The organism is Paenibacillus aurantiacus, from assembly GCF_042431225.1.
GTDB lineage: Bacteria > Bacillota > Bacilli > Paenibacillales > Paenibacillaceae > Paenibacillus_Z > Paenibacillus_Z aurantiacus.
Genome location: NZ_JBHMDO010000015.1, coordinates 248,870 through 271,680 on the forward strand (window position 1 = coordinate 248,870; position 22,811 = coordinate 271,680).

Genomic DNA, 22,811 nt, shown 5'->3' on the forward strand with positions numbered 1-22,811 from the left:
GATCCATCACGTGCCCATCGGTGCGGGAAAACGCTGCCAACCCCATTGTACAACAGGCTTGTTTGTTCTTACCAGAGACCATTCGCGCATAAATTAATGGCGTAACAAAGAGAGGCATGCAGCGCAAGCTGCCGTGAGGAGGAAGAGGATGTACGGGAATCCGGGTCCCCATGCGGGGGCACCAATCGTGTATCAAGCCGAGCCGGGACTATCGTTAACGGTACAGCATATTCGCAAAAGGCTTCACGATCTATCCGCCACTTACCTGCACCGCGCCGTTCGGGTCGAAAGCGTTGATAGCGTCGTCTACGAGGGCATCATCGTTCATGTCGACCGTTGTTTCCTGTATTTGCAGTGCAGCGCGGCTATCCCCGACGGACGAGGATTCGCAGCCCCATACAGCACGGTACTTCCGCTCGTCTTATACGAATTGCACGTTATTACCCTGCTCGCCGGATCATGAATCATGATCGGGCTTAGGACCGCGGCCCGCCGTCCCCGTCGATAGCGCTTCGATGACGGCATCCAATTCGGCCGCGCACTCCAGCGCATCGCGGAACGGCCGCTGCTCGCCCAGCGCCCGCTCGATCCATCCGCGCATCGGCTCGGATAGCGCAAGCTCGCTCCGCCAATCCCCATCATCCGCCTCATCTTGCGGCGCGTACCCAGAATACAGCAAGAACAGGGCAAAGTGCCCCGCGCCGTATAGGTCGCTCCCCGGCTCCGGCCGCCGCATCCGCCGCTTCACGCCCCCCCAATCGCCGTCGCTGCCCGCCCGGTCGCCGTCTTCTTCCCCGAGCGCCTGTCGAAGCGACTCGGGCAGACGCTCGCCGATGCGGCAGGCCAGACCGAAGTCGATCAAATAGATGACCGCCTCCTCGGCATCCGTCCCCTTGCATTCGAGCACGTTCGGAATACGGACATCGCGATGGACGAAGCCATGCGCATGCAGGTGCTCAAGAGGCGCAAGCAGCTCGCGCAACGTACGCGCCGCGGCCAGCTCGTCGTAGACGGCCCCCTCTTCCATCATGCGCGTCTCGAGATTCGCGCCGCGTACGAGCTCCATCACCAGCACCGAGCGGCGTCGTTCCTCCTTGTAATCCAGCCATCGCGGGATTTGGGGATGATCGAGCGCCCGCATAATGTCGCTCTCCCGCCGCAGCAGCGTCCGCGCGGTCTCGCCTTTGCTCGGCTTGCTTACCTTGACAAGCACCTTGGCGCCGCTATCCCGATGCATGGCCGCATACGCCTGGCCATAGCTGCCCATGCCGAGAAATCGCTCCACGCGATACTTGTCCGCGATCACCGTTCCCTCGCGCAGCGGATAGTCCCGCCATTGCTGCGCGATTCGGCGCAGCCGTTCTTTTAATGTGCCACCCATCATCTATCGCCTCGCCTATTTGCGCTGCCTTCGGAAACCTTCCCGCGCATTATCCGTATGAAATATCAAGAGCATACACAATGTGTACGTACGATAACAAGGAGGGATTCGTCCATGCTGAAGCATATGCTGAAACGTTTCGTCTATTCCCTTATGGGTAATAAGCATTACGGTCACCATGGTCACCACCATCATTACAGCAGCAGCGATTATAAGCACGGGTATCACCGGCCGCCGCGGCAGCCTCACTATCCGCCACCGCCGCCGCCGAACCATCATTACGGTCACGGCCATTACAAACGCAAATACAGCAGCTTCTCCAGCTAATGCCGGAGAAGCCGATTCGACAGTGGGCCGCCTGCTTATCGCGAAGGGCGGCCTTTGTCGTTCGCAAATATCCATCAACAGGCATAAGCGCCATGAATCGGAAGCACAATAGAGCAACAACAATTGATGCAAAACTCGAATCGCCGCGAAATTTGTTAGAAATGATTGAGCAAATTAAACATGCGTCTGACGCAGCCTTTATAAGCGGCTAAAAACTCGGAGCTATAATCAAAGTAACCAATATCACCCGGAGGTGCATGACAATGACGAAGGTCATTACCTTTAAAAATCGCAAAGTACCCGTCCACTATCCATCCGAGCACAAAACAGCCATCCAAATGCTCCACAATAAATTGCGCGAAATGGAATTAAACTTCGATTTCCGCCGGAAGTGGAAACGCATCGCTTCCGTCGAAATGGTGCGCGACGTCGCCATTCTGCAGTACAACGACGGCACGAAATTGTACATGGAAGTCTCTTAATCATGCGGCGCCTAGTCGAAAGGGGCCGGTGCGGAATCTCCGCGTGCCCGGCCCTGAGCGGCCGGCATGCGGTTTTTTATTTGTTCCGGAGAATTCCGAAGAAGAGCTGATACCAAAAAAAGGACAGATGCCCGCGGCGCCCCTCCCCTTGATTCGGTCTTAAGCTAATTTCGCCAAATGCTCGCCCACGCCGCGCGCTTCAACCGGCCGGCCGAGTAAATGCCCTTGCAGAAAATCACAGCCCCACTCCCGTAGAAGGGCTAGCTGATCCTCGTCTTCAATGCCTTCCGCTACCACTTCGAGCCCGAGCCGATGAACGAGCGATATCATCGACTCGACGATCACGCGCTCCGTATGCTGGCGGCAAATCGGATGGATAAAGGAACGGTCGAGCTTCAGCGTATGAATCGGCAGCTCCCGGAGGTACGTCAGCGAGGCATAGCCCGTGCCGAAATCATCCAATGCGATCCGGACGCCCGCTTGGCGCAGCCTGCGAAGCGAGGCGATCGTCGTCTCGCCGGCCTCCAGCATGATGCTCTCCGTAATTTCGAGTTCCAGTCCGCTTGCCGGCATTCCGCCTTCCGCGAGCAGCCGCAGAATGCCGTCCACGAATGCGGGCGCGCGAAGCTGCACCGGCGAGAGATTCACCGCCATGACGATGCCCGCGTTCCCCTTGCCGACCGCCTCATTGTACATGCGGCACGCCTCCCGGATGACCCATTCGCCGATCGGAACGATGAGGCCGGTCTGTTCGGCCAGCGGCACGAATTCCGCGGGCGAGATCGCCCCGAGCTCCGGATGCGCCCAGCGCAATAGCGCCTCGAAGCCGCGCAGCCGCCCGGATGCTTCGTAGATAGGCTGGTAGTGCAGCGACAGTTGTCCCCGTTCCAGCGCACTGCGCAGCTCTCCCTCCAGCTGCAGCCTCCGTCCGGCCCGAACCGCGTCCGCTTCCGTATACACGCCGATCCGGTTGCCGCCCGCCGTCTTCGCTTGCTGCATCGCCGTATCCGCGTGACGAAGCAGCTTCTCCGCGCCCCGCCCGTTCTTCGGATATTCCGCGATGCCGATGCTGCACGTTGGGTACAGCACATGTCCATCCACGACGAGCGGCGCTTCCACCTGCGCCTTCAGACTGGCGATGCAATCGGCCTCCTCGCGACGGCGGCATTGCTTGAACAGCACGAAGGCATTCCCGCCGATGCGGCATGCGATGAAACCGGCCAGCTCCTCCGCTTGGAATCGTTCCGACAAGAGACGCAGCGTTTGATCGCCGAATACCGTCCCCCTGGATTCGTTAATAAGATGAAACCGGTCGAAATCAACGACCGCGACGATGACCTCCGCATTCGCTCCCCTTGCGTAGGCAATGACCTGCTCCAATAATACGAATGCCGCCAGTCTGCCCGGGAGCCCGGTCAGTTGATCCAGCTCGCCCGACTTGCCGCCGACTCTCTCCTGTGCAGCCCGGAGCAGTCCCCGAACCGGATAACCTGCATCCATTCCTTTCATGTTTCCTCTCCGCTTCATCATGATGGTAGTTGTGCGTAACCTCTGCGATGACCATGTCGTATAGTCCGATTCTCACACAGATTCATTAGGAAAGTTAGACGATAATGATTAGAATTCCGTTAAAGGGGGATTCAAGCCTTGCTTTTATTATAACGCAAGAAGTCCTTGGACCTATATAGGAATCAAAAAAACCGTCCTTCACGCCAGAGCGCAATGAACGGTTTGGGATGGATAAATATGCGTTACGAGCCGGATCGGGTATTGTTCTCCTGCACGTACTTGTAGCCAACGCCCCATACGGTGCGGATGTACTTTGGCTCTTTGGGATTATGCTCTACTTTACGTCTTAAATTCACAATATGAACATCGATGGCCCGGTCGGTGACGAACGAATCGAAACCGCGGATGGCGCTAATGAGGTCTTCACGGCTGAATACTTTGCCCGGATGGGCGAGAAACAGCTTCATCAGTTCGAATTCCGAGAACGTCGTCTCGACCAGTTGTCCGCGGACGAGCAGCAGTCTGCGCTCCGTATCCAGCCGGATTGCCGTCTCGGCTTCCTTGCCAGTCTCCTGCGGGGCTTTGGCCGCGGCCGCCCCCATCTGCGAATGAATCAACTGCGCACGACGGATTAATGCTTCCGAACGCGCGCTCAGCTCATGCATACTGAACGGTTTGCACAAATAATCGTCCGCCCCGGCACGGAGCGCTTGAACCCGTTCGCTCACGTCCGTCTTCATGGATACCACCATTATCGGTACGCTGGAGAATTGCCGAATCCGCTTGCAAAGATCGGTGCCGTCCCCATCGGGCAGCATCAGATCCAATAGCACCAGGTCCGGCGTAACCGATTCCAACAGCTTAACCCCGGTCGCTCCGTCGAACGCCTGATGAACCTCGTACCCTTCGCCCGACAAATACATCGATAGCATATCGCTCATCATGACGTCATCTTCAATGACTAATATTTTATACATTGCTGTCACCTCGAAGCGAATTGAAGATTGGCGTTGACTGCGTCTACTATCAATATACAATAGCTGGCACGGTGCAACAATAGATTGTTAGAAGATTGTTAGAAAAGTGTGTCGATTTGGTAAGTATTGTGCAACTACTTGTCATCGCCCGCCAGCGCTTTCAGCATCGGACGAAGCACCAGCTGCACGCACGCCGCTGCGCTGTTGATGGCTTGCACGTCGATGCGTTCGATCGGCTGCTTCAGCAGCGATTCCAGCTGATCAGCCATTGCGGCCAGCTCGGCCGCCGACAGATTGCCCGCTGAGCCTTTGAGCGTGTGAGCCAGCCGCCGCGCCGTCTGATAGTCGCTCGCCAGGAGCGCTTGGCGAAGTCGGTCGCCGAACTGCGCGCTCTCCGCGGCGAAGACATGCAGCATATGACGCAGAATCTCCCGCTTGCCGCCCACCCGAGCGAGCGCGGAGACCATGTCCATCCCAGGCACGCTCAGCAGCGCGATTCCCTCGTCGCTCGCGTGGAGCGGCGATTCCGCCGCGGCAGCAGAGAGCGCTGCGGCCACATGCCCCTCTTCGCCGGCATGGAGCCACTTTAACACGGTCTGTCGCATTTTCTCGGCTTGGATCGGCTTGGTCAGCACGTCATTCATGCCGATCTTGTAATAGCGTTCGTGGTCCTCCTTGATCACATTCGCGGTCAACGCGATGATCGGCAGCTTGTCGAATCTCGCTTCCGAACGAATAATCGAGGCCGCTTCGTCGCCGTCCATCTCCGGCATATGGATATCCATCAGAATCAGGTCGTACGTCTCGCCGCTGTCGAGCATTTGGAGCACTTCAAGTCCCGTCTCCGCCACCTCGACCGTAAAGCCCCATTCGCTCAGCTGTTCGGCCGCCACAAGCTGGTTAATCGCGTTATCCTCGGCTAGCAGGATCGTCCCTCGCCGCGGGAAGTTCTGCTCCTCAGCCGCAGACGCTTCCGCTAGAGCGGCCGTCCCTTCGCTGACTTTGCCGAGAACGGGCACCAGTGTCTGATAGAGCGCCATGCGGGTGACCGGCTTCACGAGAATGGCGTCAGGACGTTCCTCCTGCGGCAGCTTCAGCAGCTCCTCGCGCCCGAACGCCGTCGTCAGCGCAATCGTCCGTACGCCGGTCGCCAGCGCCGTCTCGTGGAAGGACTGCCACGTGTCGTCGCCGAACATATCCGGCATCTCGAAGTCGAGCAGCACGGCAGCTGGCAGCGCGCCGATTCCCGCCCGCGCAAGACGCTCCTGCGCCGAACGCCACGAGCCGTGAGGGATCGGCAGGAGCCCCATGTCCTCGAGCATGCCCGACCAATGCTGTGCCATGAGCGGATAATCCTCGACGACCCAGATCGCATTCTCGTCGAGATGATAAGGCTCGTTCATTGCGTCGGACTGCGCCGCGAACTGCAGCGTGAATTCGAAACGGCTGCCGACGCCGGCTTCGCTCTCGTACGAAATCGCGCCGCCCATCATCTCGACGAGGCTCTTGGCGATCACGAGCCCCAAGCCCGTGCCGCCGTATTTGCGCTGCGTGGACGATCCGGCCTGCGAGAACGACTCGAACAGGCGCGCCTGCTGATCTTCCGCAATGCCGATGCCGGTGTCCTCCACGCTGAACCGGACGACCACATCTTCGCCCGGCTCGAAGACGAGCAGCTGCACATGCAGCTTGACGTGCCCCCGGTTGGTGAACTTCACGGCATTGCCGCACAGGTTGAGGAGCACCTGCTCGATTCGCAGCGGATCGCCGATCAGCGCTGCCGGCAGCCGCTCGGGTGTCTCCATCAGGAATTCGAACTGCTCCTTGCCGCCGACGAACACGCTTAGAATGTCGGCCAGCTTCTGCAGCATCTCCTCAAGATTGAAGGAGACCGCGTTCAGCTCGATTTTGCCGGCCTCCACCTTCGAGAAGTCGAGAATATCGTTAATGATGCGCAGAAGCGCCTCGGAGGACGCTTGCATCTTGTCCGCGTAGTCCCGTTGGAGCTGCGTCAGCTCCGTCTTCTGCATCAGCCGCGTCAAGCCGATGATGCCTGCGAGCGGCGTGCGGATTTCGTGGCTCATCCGTGCAAGGAACAGCGTCTTCGCCGAGCTCGCCTCGTCGGCCTCCCGCTTGGCTTCCGCCAGCATCTCGTTCACCCGGGTCGTCTCCGTCACGTCGCGCGCGATGCAGGAGAAGAAGCGTTCGCCAGTGCCTTCGTCTTGATGGGCGACTAATATTTTGGACACGTTCACGATCCGTCCGTCCGGCGATTGAAGCTCGGCCATATTCTCCGTGAAGCCATGGGCTATCGCGTGGTCGATCCCCAGCAGCAGCGTCTCGACGAACCGCTCCGGCACCTCCTCCGCGAGCGGCGCTTCCCCGGACATGTCCAAGCCCAGCATCGCCCTGCCGGCGGGGTTCAGATAGATCAGGCGATAATCGGCGTCGAACGTCGCGATCAAGTCGTGCGCCGCCTCCAAGACAGCCAGCTGTCGGCTGCGCGTCTTCTCCTCCTGCTTCTGCTTCGTAATATCGCGCGAAATCCCGACGACGCCGACCACTTTGCCTTCCCGGTCCGTAATCGCGCTCGAGCTGTGCGACACCGGAATCCGCGTACCGTCTTTATGCACGAGCACCCACTCCCGTTCGTAGTTCTTGTTGTCTAAGCGATGTTCGCGCAGCACCGATATATCGGGGGCGACCGGCCGGCCCAGGTTCGCGGAGAGCAGCGATGCCGCCTCTGCCAGCGACTCCGGCGCGATGAACAGCAGCGGCGTATGCACGCCGATGACCTCCTCTGCGCTGTAGCCGAGCATCCGCTCCGCGGCTTTGCTGAAATAGGTGATTCGGTAATCTTGATCCACGACGATGAACGAATATTGATTCTGATTGATGATCGCTTCTAACTGGTCGAACATCTCGCGCAGGTGAACCGTCATCTCGTTGACCGAATGCGATAACCGCGTAATCTCGTCCCGGCCTGTCTCCGGCACCGGGATGACGTCGAACTGCCCCGCGGACGCTGCCTCCGTCACATCGGTCACCCGCTGGAGACGGTCAAGCAGCCGGTTAATGTACAGCCACAGCAGAAGCGCCATGACGATCTCCGCGGCCGCGATCCGCAGCACCATCCGCCAAATCAGCGGCGTCAGCGGCTCCTCGAACTCCTTCATCGCCACCTGCATGCCGATATGCCAGCCGGTCTGGGCGACGTCGGCGTGGAACACCATCGTCCGTCCAAGCGCCGAATCTGTCTCTGTATAGCCATGGTCGCCGCCGAGCATGCTATCGGCGGCCGACGCGAAGGGCAGCTCCGGTGACCGCACGTTATAGACGAGTTCCTTGCTAATGTCCGGGTAATACAGGATGCTGCCTTCCCGGTTATACAGCAGCACGATGTCTCGCAGCCCGACGCGAAAATCGAGAAAGTTCTCCGCCAGCGTGTCCATGCGAATCGCCGCGTTCAAATAACCGGCCGGCTCATTGTCCTGGCCCGGTACTGGCAGTCGGATCATGAATAGACGCTCTCCCGTTCGGGGTCCGACGAACGGATCGGTGATCGACGAATAGCCGATGCTCGTCGATTTCGCCCACGGCCGCCAATTCGGCCCGGCTTGAGTGCCGCTTGGGAAATGCGTGTAACCCTGTCCGTCCGTATAGGATAGCGAGAAGTATGGCGAGTCCTTCCGCGACGTTTCGATATGAAGATAGGCCAGGCGCTCGGTCTCGCTGCCAAAGCGGACGATTTCGGAGCGGCTTATCGCCATGACTTCCGCGCGGCGTTCATCCAGCCAAACCGACAGACTGTCCGCGCTGCTGCGTACCTTGGCATACGCCTTCTCGATCAGCGCTTCCTTGATCGTGGCTTTCGCCGTGGCATAGTTGCTCATCCCGACCAAGACGAGAGGCAGCAGCGTGATCAAAATGACGAAAACGAGAAATTTGGTGCGGATCGATACATGGCTCATCCCATTGTTCGCCCTCCTGCGTAACTTTATGTACCGATTCTCCCTCTATATGGGAAGGGACTGCCTTCATTATAACGGCCGTCCGGACGAACGCCTACTTGGAAACGTTATCCATAATTGCGATACAGACAAACCTGGAATCCGATGGTAAAATTGTACCGTTCAATACGATTTAGCCAGTTGAATTTTAATCGCCTTATTGACTATACTTTGTCTAGCAATGCGTGACCGGATAGGAACGAGGTGAAGGAATCATGCCTGTTTTCAGAACGATTTTTGATACGATGGATACGCCGATGGCGCTGCTGAAGGACGCCGCGAACGGCCCCTACTTCGAACGGGTGAACGAAGCGTTCGTCCGTTTCGTCGGCTTGCCACGGGATGAGCTGACCGGCCAGTCGTTGGAGGCGCTCTTCCCCGGCTGCCGGTTGGAAGAACTGCAAGAGACTGCATGCGTCTATACGTTGCAGGGCCTTCAGGAACAAGCGATGCGCATCAAACTCTCCTGCCGCAAGCTCGATATTGCCTTGGAGGCCATCTGGCTGCTTACGGCGGAGGACGTCAGCGCCGCGCAATGGATCGAGCGCCAGTCAAGCGCCCATCCCGTGCTCATGTCAGGCATCGTCGAGGCGAATTACGTGATCAGCAAGCTGGAGAAGACCTCCCCTTCGGCGGCGCTTGCGCCCGTGCAGGAGCTGGACTACCTGCAGAAATCGATCCTCTCCATTATTCACCCGGACGAGCAAGCGCGCACCATCGCGGCGATTCAAGAAGCCGCCCGAAGCCGCAAACCCGGCAATTTGACGATTCGAACTAAGCGTCTGGCCGACGCGGTAGATCTGGAAGTCCGCCTCGTGTTCCAGCCCTTCTATGACGGGAGCGGCGAGCTGAAGCAGTATGCGTTCGTAGTTATGGACCTGCGCCCGAGTACGGAGCCAGTCGATCCTGCCGTCAAGCTGAAGATCGTCATGGCCCGCTGCAATATCACCGCCCTGCAGCTGTCGGAGACAACCGGCATCTCCGTGCAGACGATCTCCAAGCTGCGCAATGGCAAAATCCGCAAGCCGCAGCGTCTGACAGCCGAGCTGATCGCCACAGAGCTGGGCGTCAAGCCGCAAGAGATTTGGAGCTGAGCCGCCGTCGCGACTATATCGTTCCATCGAGCCCGCAGCGCGTCGTCAGCGAGCATACGGCTCCTTGGGCGGCGCCAAATCAGGAACAACAGGCTCGCCATAACACAACAGAGGGCTGTTGATCGTCGCCTCCGACGAACAACAGCCCTTATTCATGCGCTGCACGTATTCATGACTCAAGAAACAATCGACGTCTTCTCCGTCTCGTCCGCCGCTACGAGCCGCAGCGTCCGGTCGGAAGCCGCCGTCTCCAGGAGGAAGCGCGAGTCGCTCGTGGCCAGACGCGTCCAAGCTTCCACGCAAGCCGGATCGAAGTGCGTGCCGCTGCCCTCCAAAATAATCGCCATGGCGTTATCATGCGACATCGCCTTGCGGTAAGAGCGCGAGGAGGTCAACGCGTCGTAAACGTCGGCGACCGCCGTAATCCGGGCAAGAACCGGAATGCGTTCCCCTGCCAGACGATCGGGATAGCCCGTGCCGTCCCACTTCTCATGGTGGGAGCGAATGACGGACAGCTCGTCGGCGAAGAAACCGAGCCGCCTGCACATGTCATATCCCCAGACCGGATGGCGCTCGATCATGCTCCGCTCCTCCGGACTCAGCTTGCCGGGCTTGTTCAGCACCGCGTCAGGCACCTTGATCTTCCCGACGTCGTGCACGACGCCGCCCTGCGCGATCGCGCGCAGCTCCTCGGCCGATCGGCCCATCTCTTCGGCGAGCCGCAGCGCGTACAGCGCCACCCGCATATTGTGGCCGGCCGTGTAAGCATCCCGAACCTCGGTCGCCATGATCAGCGCCCGAACGCTTGGTGTAATGCAGGCTTCGAGCCAAGCGCGCGGATCGGATTTGAACAGCACTTTCAGCGAAGAGCTGAAGGAGCCCTGCGAGAAATATTGGCGGGCCAGGCCGCTGAGCATGATCACCATCGAAGCGAGCACCAGCACGTGATACATCCACCAGCTCAGCATCCAGGCTTCGCCGGTAATCATAATATATTGGGAGGCGATCAGCAGACCGGTGCTGTAGACGATCGCCCGTTGAATTGGGAATCCGGCAGCCAAGTAAGATTGGCGGTAGTGGAACATCGTCCATAGACAGCCCGCGCAGGTCAGCGCGGCCGCGATCCATTTGTACGGATGCTGGTTAATATGGAGCGACTCGACCGCATTCGGCATCAGGAAAGCCAACACGCAGATTAGTCCAAGCAGCGTCCCCCAGACCGGCATCAAGAAGCGCCGCCGCTGCGCCAGCCAGCGGACAAGCGGCAGGTCTGTCGGCGCCGCCGATAGACAGAGCCAGACGACTGCGAGCATGATGCTGAGCTGAGACGCAATACCCGGCAGAGTCGAGGCGTGGATCAGCAGCCCCGGCGTCGAAAGCCCGTGCAGAATGAACAGCTCCGCGAGGGAAAGGTAGGCGAGCGCCAAAAATTCCACCTTGATATTGCGCAGCCGATAGCCGGTAATGCCGACCGCCACCGCGAACAATGTCGCGAGCGCAGCGATGATGCTCACGATATAGAAGTGCCCCGATGGGGAGTGAATCGATATGTCTGCCGTATGTGCCGATCGCAGCCATTCATAGCAAAATAAAGGGATCGTTGTCGCGAGCAGCGGGCCGAGAAGAAGCACCGTTCTCTCTTTCACGCGCATGGAGATTCCTCCTGTTGTCCGTAGGACGATATACCTTGCCTAGTCTCTCCTCTCAGAATACGCGCACCAGTCCTTGTCCGTCAACGGAAACGAGTAAAAGCCGGCTGTCCCGGACATATTTCCCCCTCCAGGTCAACCGGCTTGTCGCCCATGGCCGCTAAGGCCTATCTGCTCCGAACGCCTGCCGGGCCGTTCGACCCGCAAGCGGACCACTCCCGCTCCCGGCATCCTCGGCCGCAAGATTTGGCTTATCGGCGCTCCAAGTATAGATTTCCCGAGCCCGTCTCGACCTCGACGCGAATGTCGCCGCCGCCGAAGACGACCTGCTCCTTCGCCCCATCCGCGTCCGACTCCTGCCCCTCTTCCCACTCGTTCTTCAAATCGCCGGAGCCCGTCGCGAACAAGAAAGTGGCCGATTCCGGTGGCGCAAGCGTCGCGATCGTCACATTGCCGCTGCTCGTCTCCGCGATTACGTCACCGCTTAATTGATCCGCGGTCACATAGATATTCCCGCTGCCCGTGTCGGCATTCACCTTACCGGCCGCAACGTCCGTGAGCCTCAGGTTGCCGCTGCTAACGTCCATCTGCACGACGTTCGCCGTTGACGATTCCGCATGGATGTTGCCCGAACCCGCTTCCAGCTCCATCTTCCGCGAAGTCAGGTTCTTCACGTGCACATTCCCCGAACCGATGCTCGCGACTAGCTCGTCGATCTTCAAATCCGACAGGTCCACGTTACCGCTTCCGCCCTCGATCGCAAGCTTGCTCCACTCGCGATTGGGCACTTCAAGCCGCAAGTCCACGTCCAGGATGTTGAGTCCAATCGAGAAGCCCGTACTCGCCTTGACATCGACGAGAAGCTCCTTGCCGCTCGGGACGAGCTTCACCTCGATGCGATCGAGGAATTTCTTGCTTGCGCGGCCCGTCAGCGTCGCCTTGAACGCATCGCCCTCGCCCGGAACGATATCGATATCGGCCGCGCTCGCGCCCAGCTTGATCCGTTCGATGCCTGCGGCGCTCACGCTAGCCTCCTTCTCCACTTTGACGGTGCCGAAGGAGAAATCGCCTTCGGAGCCGAACGTCACGACCGTACCGATCGCCCCGGCCGCGAATAACGTTAATCCGGCAATGACCCAGTTTCTCATTTCGCGCGCCCCCCGATAATTCTAGAATTGAATTTCAAATAGTTCACGGTCATCCGCATAAATCCGCGCGTCACGACTTTCATGCCCGCCCCGGCGAGCATCGACAGCCCGATCAGCGTCATCGCGATGAAGGCCCCTTGCACCCGGTTGAAAGCCTCCCCGAACAAGCCTTCGTAGACCGCATAGAGCGAGGAGAGCGCGAGCGCCCCGACGACAACCCACAGCGCCAGGATGACCGCCAGCAGCCCCACGTAAGGCCCAAGGACGAAGATCAGGTTGAAGAAGCCCATGCTGACCGTCGTGAGGACCGCCCGCGAGACCGAGGAGATCCGTCCGCTGCGCGCCGCTTCCTCCACCCGGTAGCCGAGCAGCAGCTCTCTGGCGATCTGACGCGGGTCGCCAAGCTCGCTCGCCGCCTCGGCATCGCTGCGTCCCTGTGCGGCCGCCATTCGAAAATGTTCTTCGTAGTCGTACATCCATTCCTTCCGCTGCCCCTCCGGCACCGGTGCCAGCAGATCCCACAGCTGCTGCAAATATTGCGCGCGTATCGTGCTCATCGTTCCACACCTTCCTTAATGATTTCGTCCACAGCAATGGAGAACGAGCGCCATTCCGTAATGAGCGCCATCAGGTGCGAGTGTCCCTGCGGCGTGAGTTTGTAATATTTGCGCGGCGGCCCTTCCGGCGATTCCCGCAAATACGTGGAGAAATACCCCTCCTGCGTCAGACGGTTGAGCAGCGGATAGACGCTGCCGACCGCCACCTCGAACTTGGACGACATCGCCACCGCCAGCTCGTAACCGTAGCGGTCTTCCCAAGCGGTCAACGCGAGGACGCACAGATCGAGTACGCCTTTCTTGAACTGAACATTCATGCAACCGCTCCCTATGCGATATGGTTTGGTATTCAACAATACAGAATAGCTAATCAAAAAAAATTTCTAGCTTCCAGTTGTTCCCTACAGCTATAGTATATGGCTTGCTATTCAATAATGCAATATAGCCTAAGAAAAAAATGGAAAATACCCGCAAACGCCCTTTCTCCGCCGCTCGCCTGTTTCTTCTAGACGGACGAGGCGAGGCGGCAGCGCCGTCTTTTGCGGCGATGCGCGTTACATTTCAGGAGAGGCTGATTGGTTCGCGTTCGCAATCGTGAGATTGGAATGCAGCACTCAGCGGTAGAGAAAAATGACTTATAGGCATGAAACGTATAAACGATTGTATTTCAAGATATGGTATGCTAACCCAGAGAAACACGCCAAGTACGATAAACACACGGAGGTATATGAATGAGCCAGTATGCAGTCACGCAGCATGAAGACGTCTACACGCTGTACACGTTAGCCGACGCTTCCACCGATTCCGCGGTCACCATCTGTCCCGAGCGCGGCGCCATCGCCATCAGCTGCCGCCTGAACGGCGAAGAGCTATTCTATCTAGACCGGGATACCTTCGTCGACCCAGAAGCTAACATTCGCGGCGGCAATCCGATCCTGTTCCCGATCTGCGGCCAGCTCGTGAATGGGCGCTACGAATGGGATGGCGTGACGTACCCGATGCGCAACCACGGCGTCGCGCGCAACCGCCCGTGGGAAGTCGTCTCGTATTCCGCCGAGGGCGAAGCGGTGTTAACCGTGCGCCTTGTTAGCGGAGAAGGTACGCTCGGCGAATATCCGTGGCACTTCGAGCTGTTGTTCACGTACGTGCTGAAGAACGGCGAGCTGCACATCCGCCAAACGTACCGGAACCTCTCGGATACCGCTATGCCGATGTACGCCGGATTCCACCCGTACTTCCGGACCTCGTCGAAGGCGATCGTCTACAACACCGACGCGACGCGGTATCTCGACTACAACGACAACGAAGTGAAGCCGCTTGAAGGCGTTGTCGATCTTGAGGGGCTGAAGGAATCGATCGCCCTGCTGGACGCCGGCCTCAGCCAGATCGGCTTCCCGGGTCCGGACGGCAGCGGCGCGGTCACGCTCCGCTATAGCGATGCCTTCAAATACGTCGTGCTTTGGCAGGTCGACGGCAAACCGTTCATCTGCGTCGAGCCGTGGATGGCGCTGACGACCGAGCTCAACCGGCGCGAGGAGCTGCCGATGGTAGCCGCGGGCGAAGAGCTGCAGCTCGAGCTGAGCATCGCTTACACCAAGGCGTAGGCCGAAGCTTAGGACAAGATGTTCGAGCGGGGTTCATAGGATCGCGCGTCTTCGCCCACAGAACACGCGCCATGGCGACCGCCTGGAAGCCCCGACGAAGCGTATTCGATACGAAAGACACGCACGATTGCGCTCCTCCCGTGTAGACGAGCGAAATTTAAGCATGTAAACAAAGGGCCGTATCTCTCGCATGGCATGCTGCCATCCGTGGAGATACGGCCCTTCTCTTGTGCTTGCTTACCGCGATCGCCGGCGCTTTGCCGTTTGCTTAATGAGCTTAAACACCGCATTCAAAGCATCCTGCCCGCGGCTTTCGTTCATCTTCGCGATGTAGGTCTCCCGGTCGCGGAACAAGATGCCGACGCGCTCGAGCAGCGTGCCCGACGTGATCGATTCTTCCTGCAGCACCTCGCAGTATCCGGCGGCCTCGAACGACTCGGCGTTCAGGATCTGGTCGCCCCGGCTCTGCTGGCGGCTAAGCGGAATGAGCAGCATCGGCTTGCGGAGCGCGAGAAACTCGAAGATCGAGTTCGCGCCCGCGCGGGAGATGACCAGATCCGACATCGCCAGCACGTCCGGCAGCTCCGCCTGCACGTACTCGTATTGCCGGTAATCCGGCGATTCCAGCTCCGGCAATACGTTGCCCTTGCCGCACAGATGCACGATCTGGAAGTCGCGCGTCAGCATGCCCAGCGACGCCCTCACCGCTTCGTTGATGCGACGCGCGCCCAAGCTGCCGCCCATTATGAGCAGCACCGGTTTGCCTGGTTTGAAGCCGCAGAACGCGCGCCCGCGCGCGGCGTCCCCCTGCAGCAGCTCCTCGCGGATAACCGCGCCCACATGATGCGCCTTGCCCGCAGGCAAATGCGACTCCGTCTCCGGGAACGTCGTGCAGACGCCCGTCGCGAAGCGAATGGCGATCCGGTTCGCGAGCCCCGGGGTTAGATCCGATTCGTGCAGCAGCACCGGTACCCGGTTCAGCCAAGCGCCGAGCACGACGGGCACGGAGACGAACCCGCCTTTGGAGAAGAGCACATCCGGCTTCACGCGGCGTATGATCTGGTACGCCTGCATTGCGCCCTTGACCACCTTGAATGGGTCCTTGACGTTCTGCCAATCGAAGTAGCGTCTCAGCTTGCCGGTCGCAATGGCGTGATAACGGACGCCCGGAAGCGTGCCCGTGAGCTGCTTCTCGATCCCATTCTCCGAGCCGACATAATCGATCTTCCAGCCTTCTTCCTGAAAACGCGGAATGAGGGCGAGGTTAACCGTAACGTGTCCGGCCGAACCGCCCCCCGTGAACATGATTTTCTTCATACAACCTCACCAGCTTATGTTAGTTGCTTGCGTATACCTCACCTTATGACGAAATGCCGTCCGATCATGACTCCCGTCGCAAAACCTTAACGGGAGAGCTGATTGGTTTGCGTTCGCAATCCGAAGATTGAGAATGCAGCATTCAAGGCTGATTGGTTTGCGTTCGCAATCCGAAGATTGAGAATGCAGCATTCAGCTTTAATATCTTGTATTTGAGCAAAGCAGCACGTGCCGCTCGAACCGACCTTTGCGCACGACGCATCGGTCCAGAACAGCCATTCCCGCCAAAGGCAGCTCATCGTCGATCGTCTCCGTCGTCACGATCGCGACGCGGGGCGCCAAGCGCCCAGCCGCCCGAAGCATGGCAACTCGCACATCCGGGGACAGCACCGAACATAAATTATACGGCAAATCGAGGACGACCGCATCATAAGCCTCTTCGCCTTCCGTCTCAAGCAGATCGCCGCGCTTCACGACGTCCGGCATGCCGTAATGGGCCAGATTCGCTCTCGCTCCCCGCACCGCAAGCGGGTTGATGTCGCGGCCTACGATATCGATGCCCATCGACAGCGCCTCGATGACGACCGTCCCGATGCCGCAGCACGGGTCGATCGCCTTCGTCCCTTCGATGCGGGGCACCGCGATGTTCGCGACCGCCCTCGCGACCCGGGTGCTTAGCGCCGTCGAATATGGATGCGGCTTCTGATTATGCGTCAGCCAGGCCGCTTCGGCGCGCTCATAGTCGCCGAGCAGCCAGCGGCCGTCCGCATGCGCGAGTCCGATCAGCCGATCCGGACGCTTCATCTCCGCGCGCCCCCGGATCGCGCTGCCGATTCGCCGCGCCGCAGACAACCGCTCCTCGTATGACGCGGCGCCGTCCGTCTCCACGAAGACGACTTTGTACGAGTCCGCGCCGATATCCAGCCCCGCGGCCGCGGCCGCCAGCTCGTCAAGACTAGCGGCGGCCAGACTGACCTGCAGCCTGCCGCGAATGAACGGGCTGCGCGCCGGCGGCAGCGAGAAGGCCGCGCGCACGCAGCCCTCCCGCGGATCTTGTCCGAACAGCGCGCGCATCTCCATGGCGCATAGCTCCGTCTCGTCCTCATGACAGACGACGGGATAAAGATATATAGGAGCCAAATCGGTCTCAATCATGATGCGAACACTCCTTTAGTTCCTCCGGCCGGGTCCCCGGTCCCTCTTGGCGGGGCCTCAAGCGCCAAGCCCCCTCGTGCCAAAGCAACCCAAGACGGGAACGCCGATCCACCAGCGCAGCCTGCGGCACCCTACGCCCGCTCCTTCCTTACTGCCCGCCTGCCCGGCGGTAGGTCCGGAACACAATATCCTGATTATAGTTGCCGAAACCCTCGCCGTACAGCGTCATGCCGCCCACATGAGTCGCGACGGAAGGCACTTCGAGCCGCAGCGTCCAGTCGTTGCGCGTCATGACGATATCGGACAGCGTCACATCCGACAACCGCTGCCCATCGATGAACGTCCCTTCTTCCGTAACCCGCACCATTTTGAGCCAGCCGTACTGGTTGACCGTCCACCACATCGGCGTAAGCAGTCCTCGCCCCTCCCCCGGATCGCCCGGGCTCGTCCAGACGCCGAGCAGCGTGTCGTTCAAGTAGAAATGAATATCCGATGGCCAGTTCTCCCGCGTCCCCGGCGCTTCCGATCCGATCTCCATGGACAGCTCGATCTCCTCGAGCGTCTGTCCCGGCAGCACGTAGTTGGGGATGCGGTATTCGACGAACCCGTGCCCGAACCACAGAATCTGGGCGTTCATCCGTCCCGGCTCGAAGAAATAACGCGGATCGTCGAATTGCCCGATCACGCTCTCCGTCGTCGCCAAGCCGCATGTCGGATGCACCTCGCAGCGCGTGAAATGGCCGACCGGGATGGCCACCTCCTGGCAGTCCCGCCGCGTCTTGTCGGCGCCTCCCACCTCGGGGAGCGCCATCTCTACCCGGCTGGCGGCGAGCGAGCACATCTTGTGCGTGCCTCCGCCGCGCCGGATCAGCTCGGAGCGGATGAGACCGCCGGTCTCCAGCTTCTTCGTATGCATCGTCACGATCGCGCTGGAGAGCCCGAGCGCCTGCGCCAGCTCCTTCACGTTCATCGGCCCCTCCGCAAGCAAGTCGAGAATGCGCAGCCGTACGTCGCTGGCGAGCGCTTCGTAGAGCGGCAGCCATTTGCGGTCCGTGTTGGATTGAATAATCGTCATTGTCGTTCTCCTTCATTAATTACTGCATTAACAGAAATATTAATTCAAAAAACGGGAAAAGAAAAGCTTGAAATCGCTTTTATGATCGTGTTTAATGTTGTTGAAAGCAGAAATTCATTAACTAGTTAATAATATAATTAATTCTAAGCAGAGGTGACCATCATGTCAATTAAAGCTACCATGATCGTGGATAAAGATTTCAAGATCGGCGAAGTGGACAAACGCATTTATGGCTCGTTCATCGAACATCTCGGCCGCGCCGTCTACGGCGGCATCTACGAGAAGGATCATTCGACGGCGGACGCGCAAGGATTCCGCGGCGACGTGCTGGAGCTCGTGAAAGGGTTGGACGTGCCGATCGTCCGCTATCCGGGAGGCAATTTCGTCTCCGGCTACAATTGGGAGGACGGCGTCGGCCCGGTCGAGCAGCGTCCTAGCCGGCTGGAGCTCGCTTGGCGCACGATCGAGCCGAACTGGGTCGGTTTGAACGAATTCATGGACTGGTGCAAGAAGGCGAACACCGAAGCGATGATGGCCGTCAATCTCGGCACCCGCGGACCTGCGGAAGCACGCGACCTGATCGAATACGCCAACCATCCGTCCGGCACGCTGTTCAGCGACCTGCGCCGCAAGCACGGCTATGAGCAGCCGCACGCGATCAAGACGTGGTGCCTTGGTAACGAGATGGACGGCCCTTGGCAGATCGGCGCGAAGACGGCGGTCGAATACGGACGGATCGCCAACGAGACGGCCAAGGTCATGCGCCTGGTCGACCCGACGATCGAGCTCGTGGCGTGCGGCAGCTCGTCGCTGCAGATGCCGACATTCCCGGAATGGGAAGCAACCGTGCTCGATCTTACCTATGACAACGTCGATTTCATTTCGCTGCACCAATACTACGGCAATCCATCCAACGATTCCGCGAACTTCCTGGCGCTCTCGCTCGGCATGGACAGCTTCATCAACACGGTCATCTCCACCGCCGACTACGTGCAGGCCAAGAAGCGCAGCAAGAAGAAAATCAATCTCTCGTTCGACGAGTGGAACGTCTGGTTCCATTCCCACGCTGCGGACCGCAAGCTCGATCCGTGGCAGATCGCGCCGCCGCAGCTGGAGGACATCTATAACCACGAGGATGCGCTCGTCGTCGGCTGCATGCTCATCAGCTTGCTGAAGCGTGCCGATCGGGTCAAAATGGCGTGTATCGCCCAGCTCGTCAACGTTATCGCGCCAATCATGACGGCAAACGGCGGCGCGGCTTGGAAGCAGACGATCTACTACCCGTACATGCATGCGAGCCTGTTCGGCCGCGGCACAGCGCTCGTGCCGCTGATTCAATCGCCGAAATACGACGCCAAAGATTACACCGACGTTCCTTACCTAGAGTCGGTCGCCGTGCACAACGAAGAGACAGGCGAAGTGACGATCTTCGCCGTCAACCGCAACCTGGAGGAATCGCTCGGCTTCGAAGTCGATCTGCGCAGCTTCGGCGGCTGCAGCCTGATCGAGCACATCGTGCTGGAGAATGACGATCTGAAAGCAGCGAACACGCTGGAAGCGCCGGATCGCGTGAAGCCGCATACGAATGGCAGCGCCCGCGTGGACGGCAGCAAGATCGAAGCATCGCTGCCGAAGGCGTCGTGGAACGTCATTCGCGTGAAACTGGGTTAATCAGATGAACGAAAAGCGCCCGCGGGAATCTCTCCCGCGGGCGCTTCTGCGTTGGAGCGGACGGGCGCTATTTGCGTCCACGCAGCCGCACGACGCGCACCCCGCCGCGCACGGCTGGCCGGCCGCCCATCCCCGCGCCCGCCGCGGGCGGTTCCTGCCACGGCGAAGGCAGCGTCTTCACGCGCGCAAGCCCCGTCCCCGCGGACACGGCCCGCTTCAAGACGGCCGGCGCGAACGAACTGCCGATGAACGCGGCGACCTCGGACCAGTGCCCTTGCTTCATCAGCCAGTAACAAGCCGTGCCGCCGATGAAGTCGTAGACCATCATTTGTTTCAGCATCGACACCGGTATGACGAGCATGACGAACCGAGTCCGCCTGCGTTTGATTGCGATGCTCACGGCAACCTCCCTTTTCATTGCCCGGGCCCCCGAGCCAGTCTACCTCTCACCAGCTTATTCGATATGGGCGTTGTCCCATGTATTCGTGTCGTACAATTCACAAAAGAAGACTATTGTGCGCATAGGCCGCATTATATGTAATAAGCGCAGGGCTTGGCCCTGCAGGGAAGAAGGGAGTGTGCATGACCGTTGAGCGGACTTGCCAAATCGCGCGGGGCGGACAACGACCAAGCGGCCGCGTTGTCGCACAGCGCCGATATTCTGCTGGACTCGAATCTGCATAGCTTGGAGCGATTGGAAGCCGGCGGCCCGATGAAGGTGACCGATTGGAGCGCACTCTCCGTCCGGACGCGACTGATCGTAATACTGGTGGCCGCATCTTCGCTCGCGGCGATTGCTTTCGCCTTGTACGCCGCAATCGCGATCGCCTGAATCTTTGCGGTGAACCCTCAACGCCAAGGCGAACGACCAGCTGAGAAACACATAACAGCCCCGTCCGGTACGATCCGGACGGGGCCTGCGTTACTAACCAAACCTTGTCTACGGCTGCCGTTGCTTAACCAGCTGCTCCTGTGCAAGACGAATCATCTCCCGAACCATCGTCCCGCCGATTTGGCCGCCGATATGTCCGGCCGCCTCCGTGGTCAGATTGCCGTTGCCGCCCTCGCGCGACAGCGGCACGCCAAGCGATTGCGCCACTTCGTATTTGACGTCGTCCGGCCGGCTGGGATCGACCGCGTAACCTTCGCGGCGCATCACTTCCGCCTTGAACGCGGCGAGCCCCTGCTCGGCGCCGGGCACGACATGTTTTCTCCGGTTTCTTCGCGCCATCTTCGCTGCACCTGCCCTTGTCTAAAGGATGTGCTTCTATGTTGCCCGGGCTATCGCGCGAATATGCTACCGGTACCGGAAGGTCAGCGTGACGACGCCGCCGCTGCCGAACGTGCACTCGAACGCCTGCACGGCGCCGGTGCGGAAGACGGGGGCTTTGAGCGGTTCGATATCCTTCGTCGACATGTAGGTCCGCTTGACGGTCAGACTAAGCTCACGGCGCGCGATGGCTTCCTCGACCTTTGCTTCGAATTGCAGCGGATCCTCCGCCAGCAGCTGATTATGCCGATAGTAGTTGTACATCGTCCCGAGCGCCGCGGGAAGACCGTTATCCACCCATTCATGGTCCTGCCGAAGCTCATCGTCCGTCACGTTGAAATAGCCGTAATAGACGCGTCCCTGTTTGTCGGGGACCGGATCGTCCCACGTGACGTCTACGTTGTAATAGTCGCCCTCCAGCCGGATTTTATTCCATGCATGAGGCTCGCCGCCGACCGTACCCGTGACGATATGCGCCTCGATCCCCGACATGTTGAGCAGCAGGTTGGCTGCGTTCGCGTAGCCCTGGCACACCGCGATCCCCTTCACCAGCGCGCCGTAAGCGCTGTAGGAATCGTCGGGAACCGTTCCCTGCTTATAGTTCGCTTCGTCGTATGCGGTATGCAGCACGAGGTAGTCGTGAATAGCCAGCTCTTTCTCGTAATCGCTCATGCCGGGCTCCACGATGTGCTGCAGCGCCTGCTGGGCGGCACGATAGATCTCGCCCAGCCGCCCGCCTGTGGCAACCGGCACGTATCCCCGCTTCACTGCTTCGAGCAGCTCTTCCTCGCTCGAGGCCCTGATCGCACCGTACTGCTCGCGGATCCGGTTCACGATCACGGCAGCCTCCTCGACCGTCGCCGCCCCTTTAGGTCTGAAATACACCAGATCCGCTTGGATGCTCCCCTGCATAAGCCCGCTTGCCGCCATCGCGCCGACAGCTTCCCTCGACCAGCCGGCAATCCGGTCCTCGTCCGCGAACGCCGGGACGGATGCGAGCTTCATTTGTTCCCGAATGCCTGCCTTGCCGATCGCATTGTAAAGGATAAGGGCCATCTGCTCGCGCGTCACCGGCGACTTCGGGTCGAACCTTCCGCTGCTCGCGCCGTTCACGAAGCCCAGCTTATAGCCAAGGGCCGCGTAGAAGTTGCGCGTATCCTTGAACGGATTTGCAACCGGATCGTTCAGCCGCTGATCGGTGAGCGACTCGTAGAGGAGTACGGCCAGCTCTGCGAATTGCTCTCTCGTAATCTTATTGCCGTAACGACCGCTCACCCATGACGGCATTAATTGATGAGCAGCAGCTTCCCTTATATCGTCGGCGGCCCATTCGCTCGGTCCCCGCGGCGCGGCGGCCGCTTGCGGATGCCCTTCTCCCCAAGGCCACGCAATCGCGCACCCCGCCAGGAAAAGCAGCCCCAGCAGCATCGTTGTCGTTCGTATGCGTCCCATCTTTTTGTTATCCATCTCCCATGTTCAATCCGCGCGAGAGCCGCAATGTCTCACTCGCACGCCATAAGTTAAACGCCATCCATAGGAAGAAGTTTCGCGTTAAATAGGAACTTTTTTACAAAAGAAAAGACGG

At 59.5% G+C, this 22,811-nt stretch carries 21 protein-coding genes; 7 read left to right on the forward strand and 14 right to left on the reverse strand.

Features of this window, described 5'->3' with window-relative positions:
* Positions 1 to 148: 148 nt before the first annotated feature.
* Positions 149 to 463 carry an acetyl-CoA acetyltransferase gene (locus tag ACFFSY_RS07965; RefSeq protein ID WP_377492503.1) on the forward strand — a complete coding sequence of 105 codons (315 nt, stop codon included), beginning with the start codon at positions 149 to 151 and terminating at the stop codon, positions 461 to 463.
* Here ACFFSY_RS07965 and ACFFSY_RS07970 read toward each other — a convergent pair.
* Positions 458 to 1,384, reverse strand: a complete 927-nt coding sequence (locus ACFFSY_RS07970) for a serine/threonine protein kinase (protein ID WP_377492506.1) — start codon at positions 1,382 to 1,384, stop codon at positions 458 to 460. The genes ACFFSY_RS07965 and ACFFSY_RS07970 overlap by 6 nt on opposite strands.
* 111 nt (positions 1,385 to 1,495) lie before the next feature.
* On the opposite strand from ACFFSY_RS07970, the gene ACFFSY_RS07975 reads away from it, so the two are divergent.
* Entirely contained in the window at positions 1,496 to 1,708 is a 213-nt protein-coding gene (locus ACFFSY_RS07975; RefSeq protein ID WP_377492509.1) for a hypothetical protein, read from the forward strand.
* Between the two features lie 263 nt (positions 1,709 to 1,971).
* Positions 1,972 to 2,190, forward strand: a complete 219-nt coding sequence (locus tag ACFFSY_RS07980) for a hypothetical protein (protein WP_377492512.1) — start codon at positions 1,972 to 1,974, stop codon at positions 2,188 to 2,190.
* 159 nt (positions 2,191 to 2,349) lie between these two features.
* Here the strand turns inward: ACFFSY_RS07980 and ACFFSY_RS07985 are convergent, their stop codons facing one another.
* The 3 genes from ACFFSY_RS07985 to ACFFSY_RS07995 all read right to left on the reverse strand — a co-directional run bounded on the left by ACFFSY_RS07985 (position 2,350) and on the right by ACFFSY_RS07995 (position 8,647).
* Positions 2,350 to 3,699, reverse strand: a complete 1,350-nt coding sequence (locus ACFFSY_RS07985) for a putative bifunctional diguanylate cyclase/phosphodiesterase (RefSeq protein WP_377492515.1) — start codon at positions 3,697 to 3,699, stop codon at positions 2,350 to 2,352.
* A gap of 242 nt (positions 3,700 to 3,941) precedes the next feature.
* Complete coding sequence (locus ACFFSY_RS07990) at positions 3,942 to 4,676, reverse strand: response regulator transcription factor (protein WP_377492518.1); 735 nt, start codon at positions 4,674 to 4,676, stop codon at positions 3,942 to 3,944.
* 134 nt (positions 4,677 to 4,810) lie between these two features.
* Positions 4,811 to 8,647, reverse strand: a complete 3,837-nt coding sequence (locus ACFFSY_RS07995; protein WP_377492520.1) for a response regulator — start codon at positions 8,645 to 8,647, stop codon at positions 4,811 to 4,813.
* Between the two features lie 254 nt (positions 8,648 to 8,901).
* On the opposite strand from ACFFSY_RS07995, the gene ACFFSY_RS08000 reads away from it, so the two are divergent.
* A complete protein-coding gene (locus ACFFSY_RS08000) occupies positions 8,902 to 9,780 on the forward strand; it encodes a helix-turn-helix domain-containing protein (RefSeq protein WP_377492523.1) in 879 nt (292 codons plus the stop codon).
* A gap of 176 nt (positions 9,781 to 9,956) precedes the next feature.
* On the opposite strand, the gene ACFFSY_RS08005 is transcribed toward ACFFSY_RS08000, so the two are convergent.
* From ACFFSY_RS08005 to ACFFSY_RS08020, 4 genes are all read right to left on the reverse strand, one after another.
* Entirely contained in the window at positions 9,957 to 11,432 is a 1,476-nt protein-coding gene (locus tag ACFFSY_RS08005) for an HD-GYP domain-containing protein (RefSeq protein WP_377492525.1), read from the reverse strand.
* 248 nt (positions 11,433 to 11,680) lie between these two features.
* Positions 11,681 to 12,577 carry a DUF4097 family beta strand repeat-containing protein gene (locus ACFFSY_RS08010; RefSeq protein ID WP_377492528.1) on the reverse strand — a complete coding sequence of 299 codons (897 nt, stop codon included), beginning with the start codon at positions 12,575 to 12,577 and terminating at the stop codon, positions 11,681 to 11,683.
* Complete coding sequence (locus tag ACFFSY_RS08015) at positions 12,574 to 13,134, reverse strand: HAAS signaling domain-containing protein (RefSeq protein WP_377492531.1); 561 nt, start codon at positions 13,132 to 13,134, stop codon at positions 12,574 to 12,576. Before ACFFSY_RS08015 ends, ACFFSY_RS08010 begins: the two co-directional genes overlap by 4 nt.
* Positions 13,131 to 13,451 carry a PadR family transcriptional regulator gene (locus tag ACFFSY_RS08020; protein ID WP_148932273.1) on the reverse strand — a complete coding sequence of 107 codons (321 nt, stop codon included), beginning with the start codon at positions 13,449 to 13,451 and terminating at the stop codon, positions 13,131 to 13,133. Before ACFFSY_RS08020 ends, ACFFSY_RS08015 begins: the two co-directional genes overlap by 4 nt.
* A gap of 414 nt (positions 13,452 to 13,865) precedes the next feature.
* On the opposite strand from ACFFSY_RS08020, the gene ACFFSY_RS08025 reads away from it, so the two are divergent.
* Complete coding sequence (locus ACFFSY_RS08025) at positions 13,866 to 14,738, forward strand: aldose epimerase family protein (protein ID WP_377492534.1); 873 nt, start codon at positions 13,866 to 13,868, stop codon at positions 14,736 to 14,738.
* A gap of 237 nt (positions 14,739 to 14,975) precedes the next feature.
* On the opposite strand, the gene murG is transcribed toward ACFFSY_RS08025, so the two are convergent.
* The 3 genes from murG to ACFFSY_RS08040 form a co-directional block, all read right to left on the reverse strand.
* The gene (murG, locus tag ACFFSY_RS08030; RefSeq protein WP_377492537.1) at positions 14,976 to 16,055 is read right to left on the reverse strand and encodes an undecaprenyldiphospho-muramoylpentapeptide beta-N-acetylglucosaminyltransferase; all 1,080 of its coding nucleotides are present in this window, start codon (positions 16,053 to 16,055) and stop codon (positions 14,976 to 14,978) included.
* A 198-nt stretch (positions 16,056 to 16,253) separates the two neighbouring features.
* Entirely contained in the window at positions 16,254 to 17,210 is a 957-nt protein-coding gene (locus ACFFSY_RS08035; RefSeq protein WP_377492540.1) for a TRM11 family SAM-dependent methyltransferase, read from the reverse strand.
* Positions 17,211 to 17,358: 148 nt separating this feature from the next.
* Entirely contained in the window at positions 17,359 to 18,285 is a 927-nt protein-coding gene (locus ACFFSY_RS08040) for an ArsR/SmtB family transcription factor (RefSeq protein WP_377492543.1), read from the reverse strand.
* A 162-nt stretch (positions 18,286 to 18,447) separates the two neighbouring features.
* Here ACFFSY_RS08040 and arfA point away from each other — a divergent pair, with 162 nt between their 5' ends.
* Positions 18,448 to 19,956, forward strand: a complete 1,509-nt coding sequence (gene arfA / locus ACFFSY_RS08045; RefSeq protein WP_377492546.1) for an arabinosylfuranosidase ArfA — start codon at positions 18,448 to 18,450, stop codon at positions 19,954 to 19,956.
* A gap of 67 nt (positions 19,957 to 20,023) precedes the next feature.
* On the opposite strand, the gene ACFFSY_RS08050 is transcribed toward arfA, so the two are convergent.
* On the reverse strand, positions 20,024 to 20,356 hold the full coding sequence (locus ACFFSY_RS08050; RefSeq protein WP_377492549.1) for a hypothetical protein: 333 nt from the start codon (positions 20,354 to 20,356) through the stop codon (positions 20,024 to 20,026).
* Positions 20,357 to 20,545: 189 nt separating this feature from the next.
* Here ACFFSY_RS08050 and ACFFSY_RS08055 point away from each other — a divergent pair, with 189 nt between their 5' ends.
* Positions 20,546 to 20,788 (forward strand): hypothetical protein, encoded by a 243-nt coding sequence (locus ACFFSY_RS08055; RefSeq protein ID WP_377492552.1) that lies wholly within the window; start codon positions 20,546 to 20,548, stop codon positions 20,786 to 20,788.
* Between the two features lie 108 nt (positions 20,789 to 20,896).
* On the opposite strand, the gene ACFFSY_RS08060 is transcribed toward ACFFSY_RS08055, so the two are convergent.
* Both ACFFSY_RS08060 and ACFFSY_RS08065 read right to left on the reverse strand, forming a co-directional pair.
* Positions 20,897 to 21,187, reverse strand: coding sequence for an alpha/beta-type small acid-soluble spore protein (locus ACFFSY_RS08060; RefSeq protein WP_377492555.1), 291 nt, complete (start codon positions 21,185 to 21,187; stop codon positions 20,897 to 20,899).
* A 66-nt stretch (positions 21,188 to 21,253) separates the two neighbouring features.
* Complete coding sequence (locus ACFFSY_RS08065) at positions 21,254 to 22,678, reverse strand: transglutaminase domain-containing protein (RefSeq protein ID WP_377492558.1); 1,425 nt, start codon at positions 22,676 to 22,678, stop codon at positions 21,254 to 21,256.
* Positions 22,679 to 22,811: the final 133 nt, after the last annotated feature.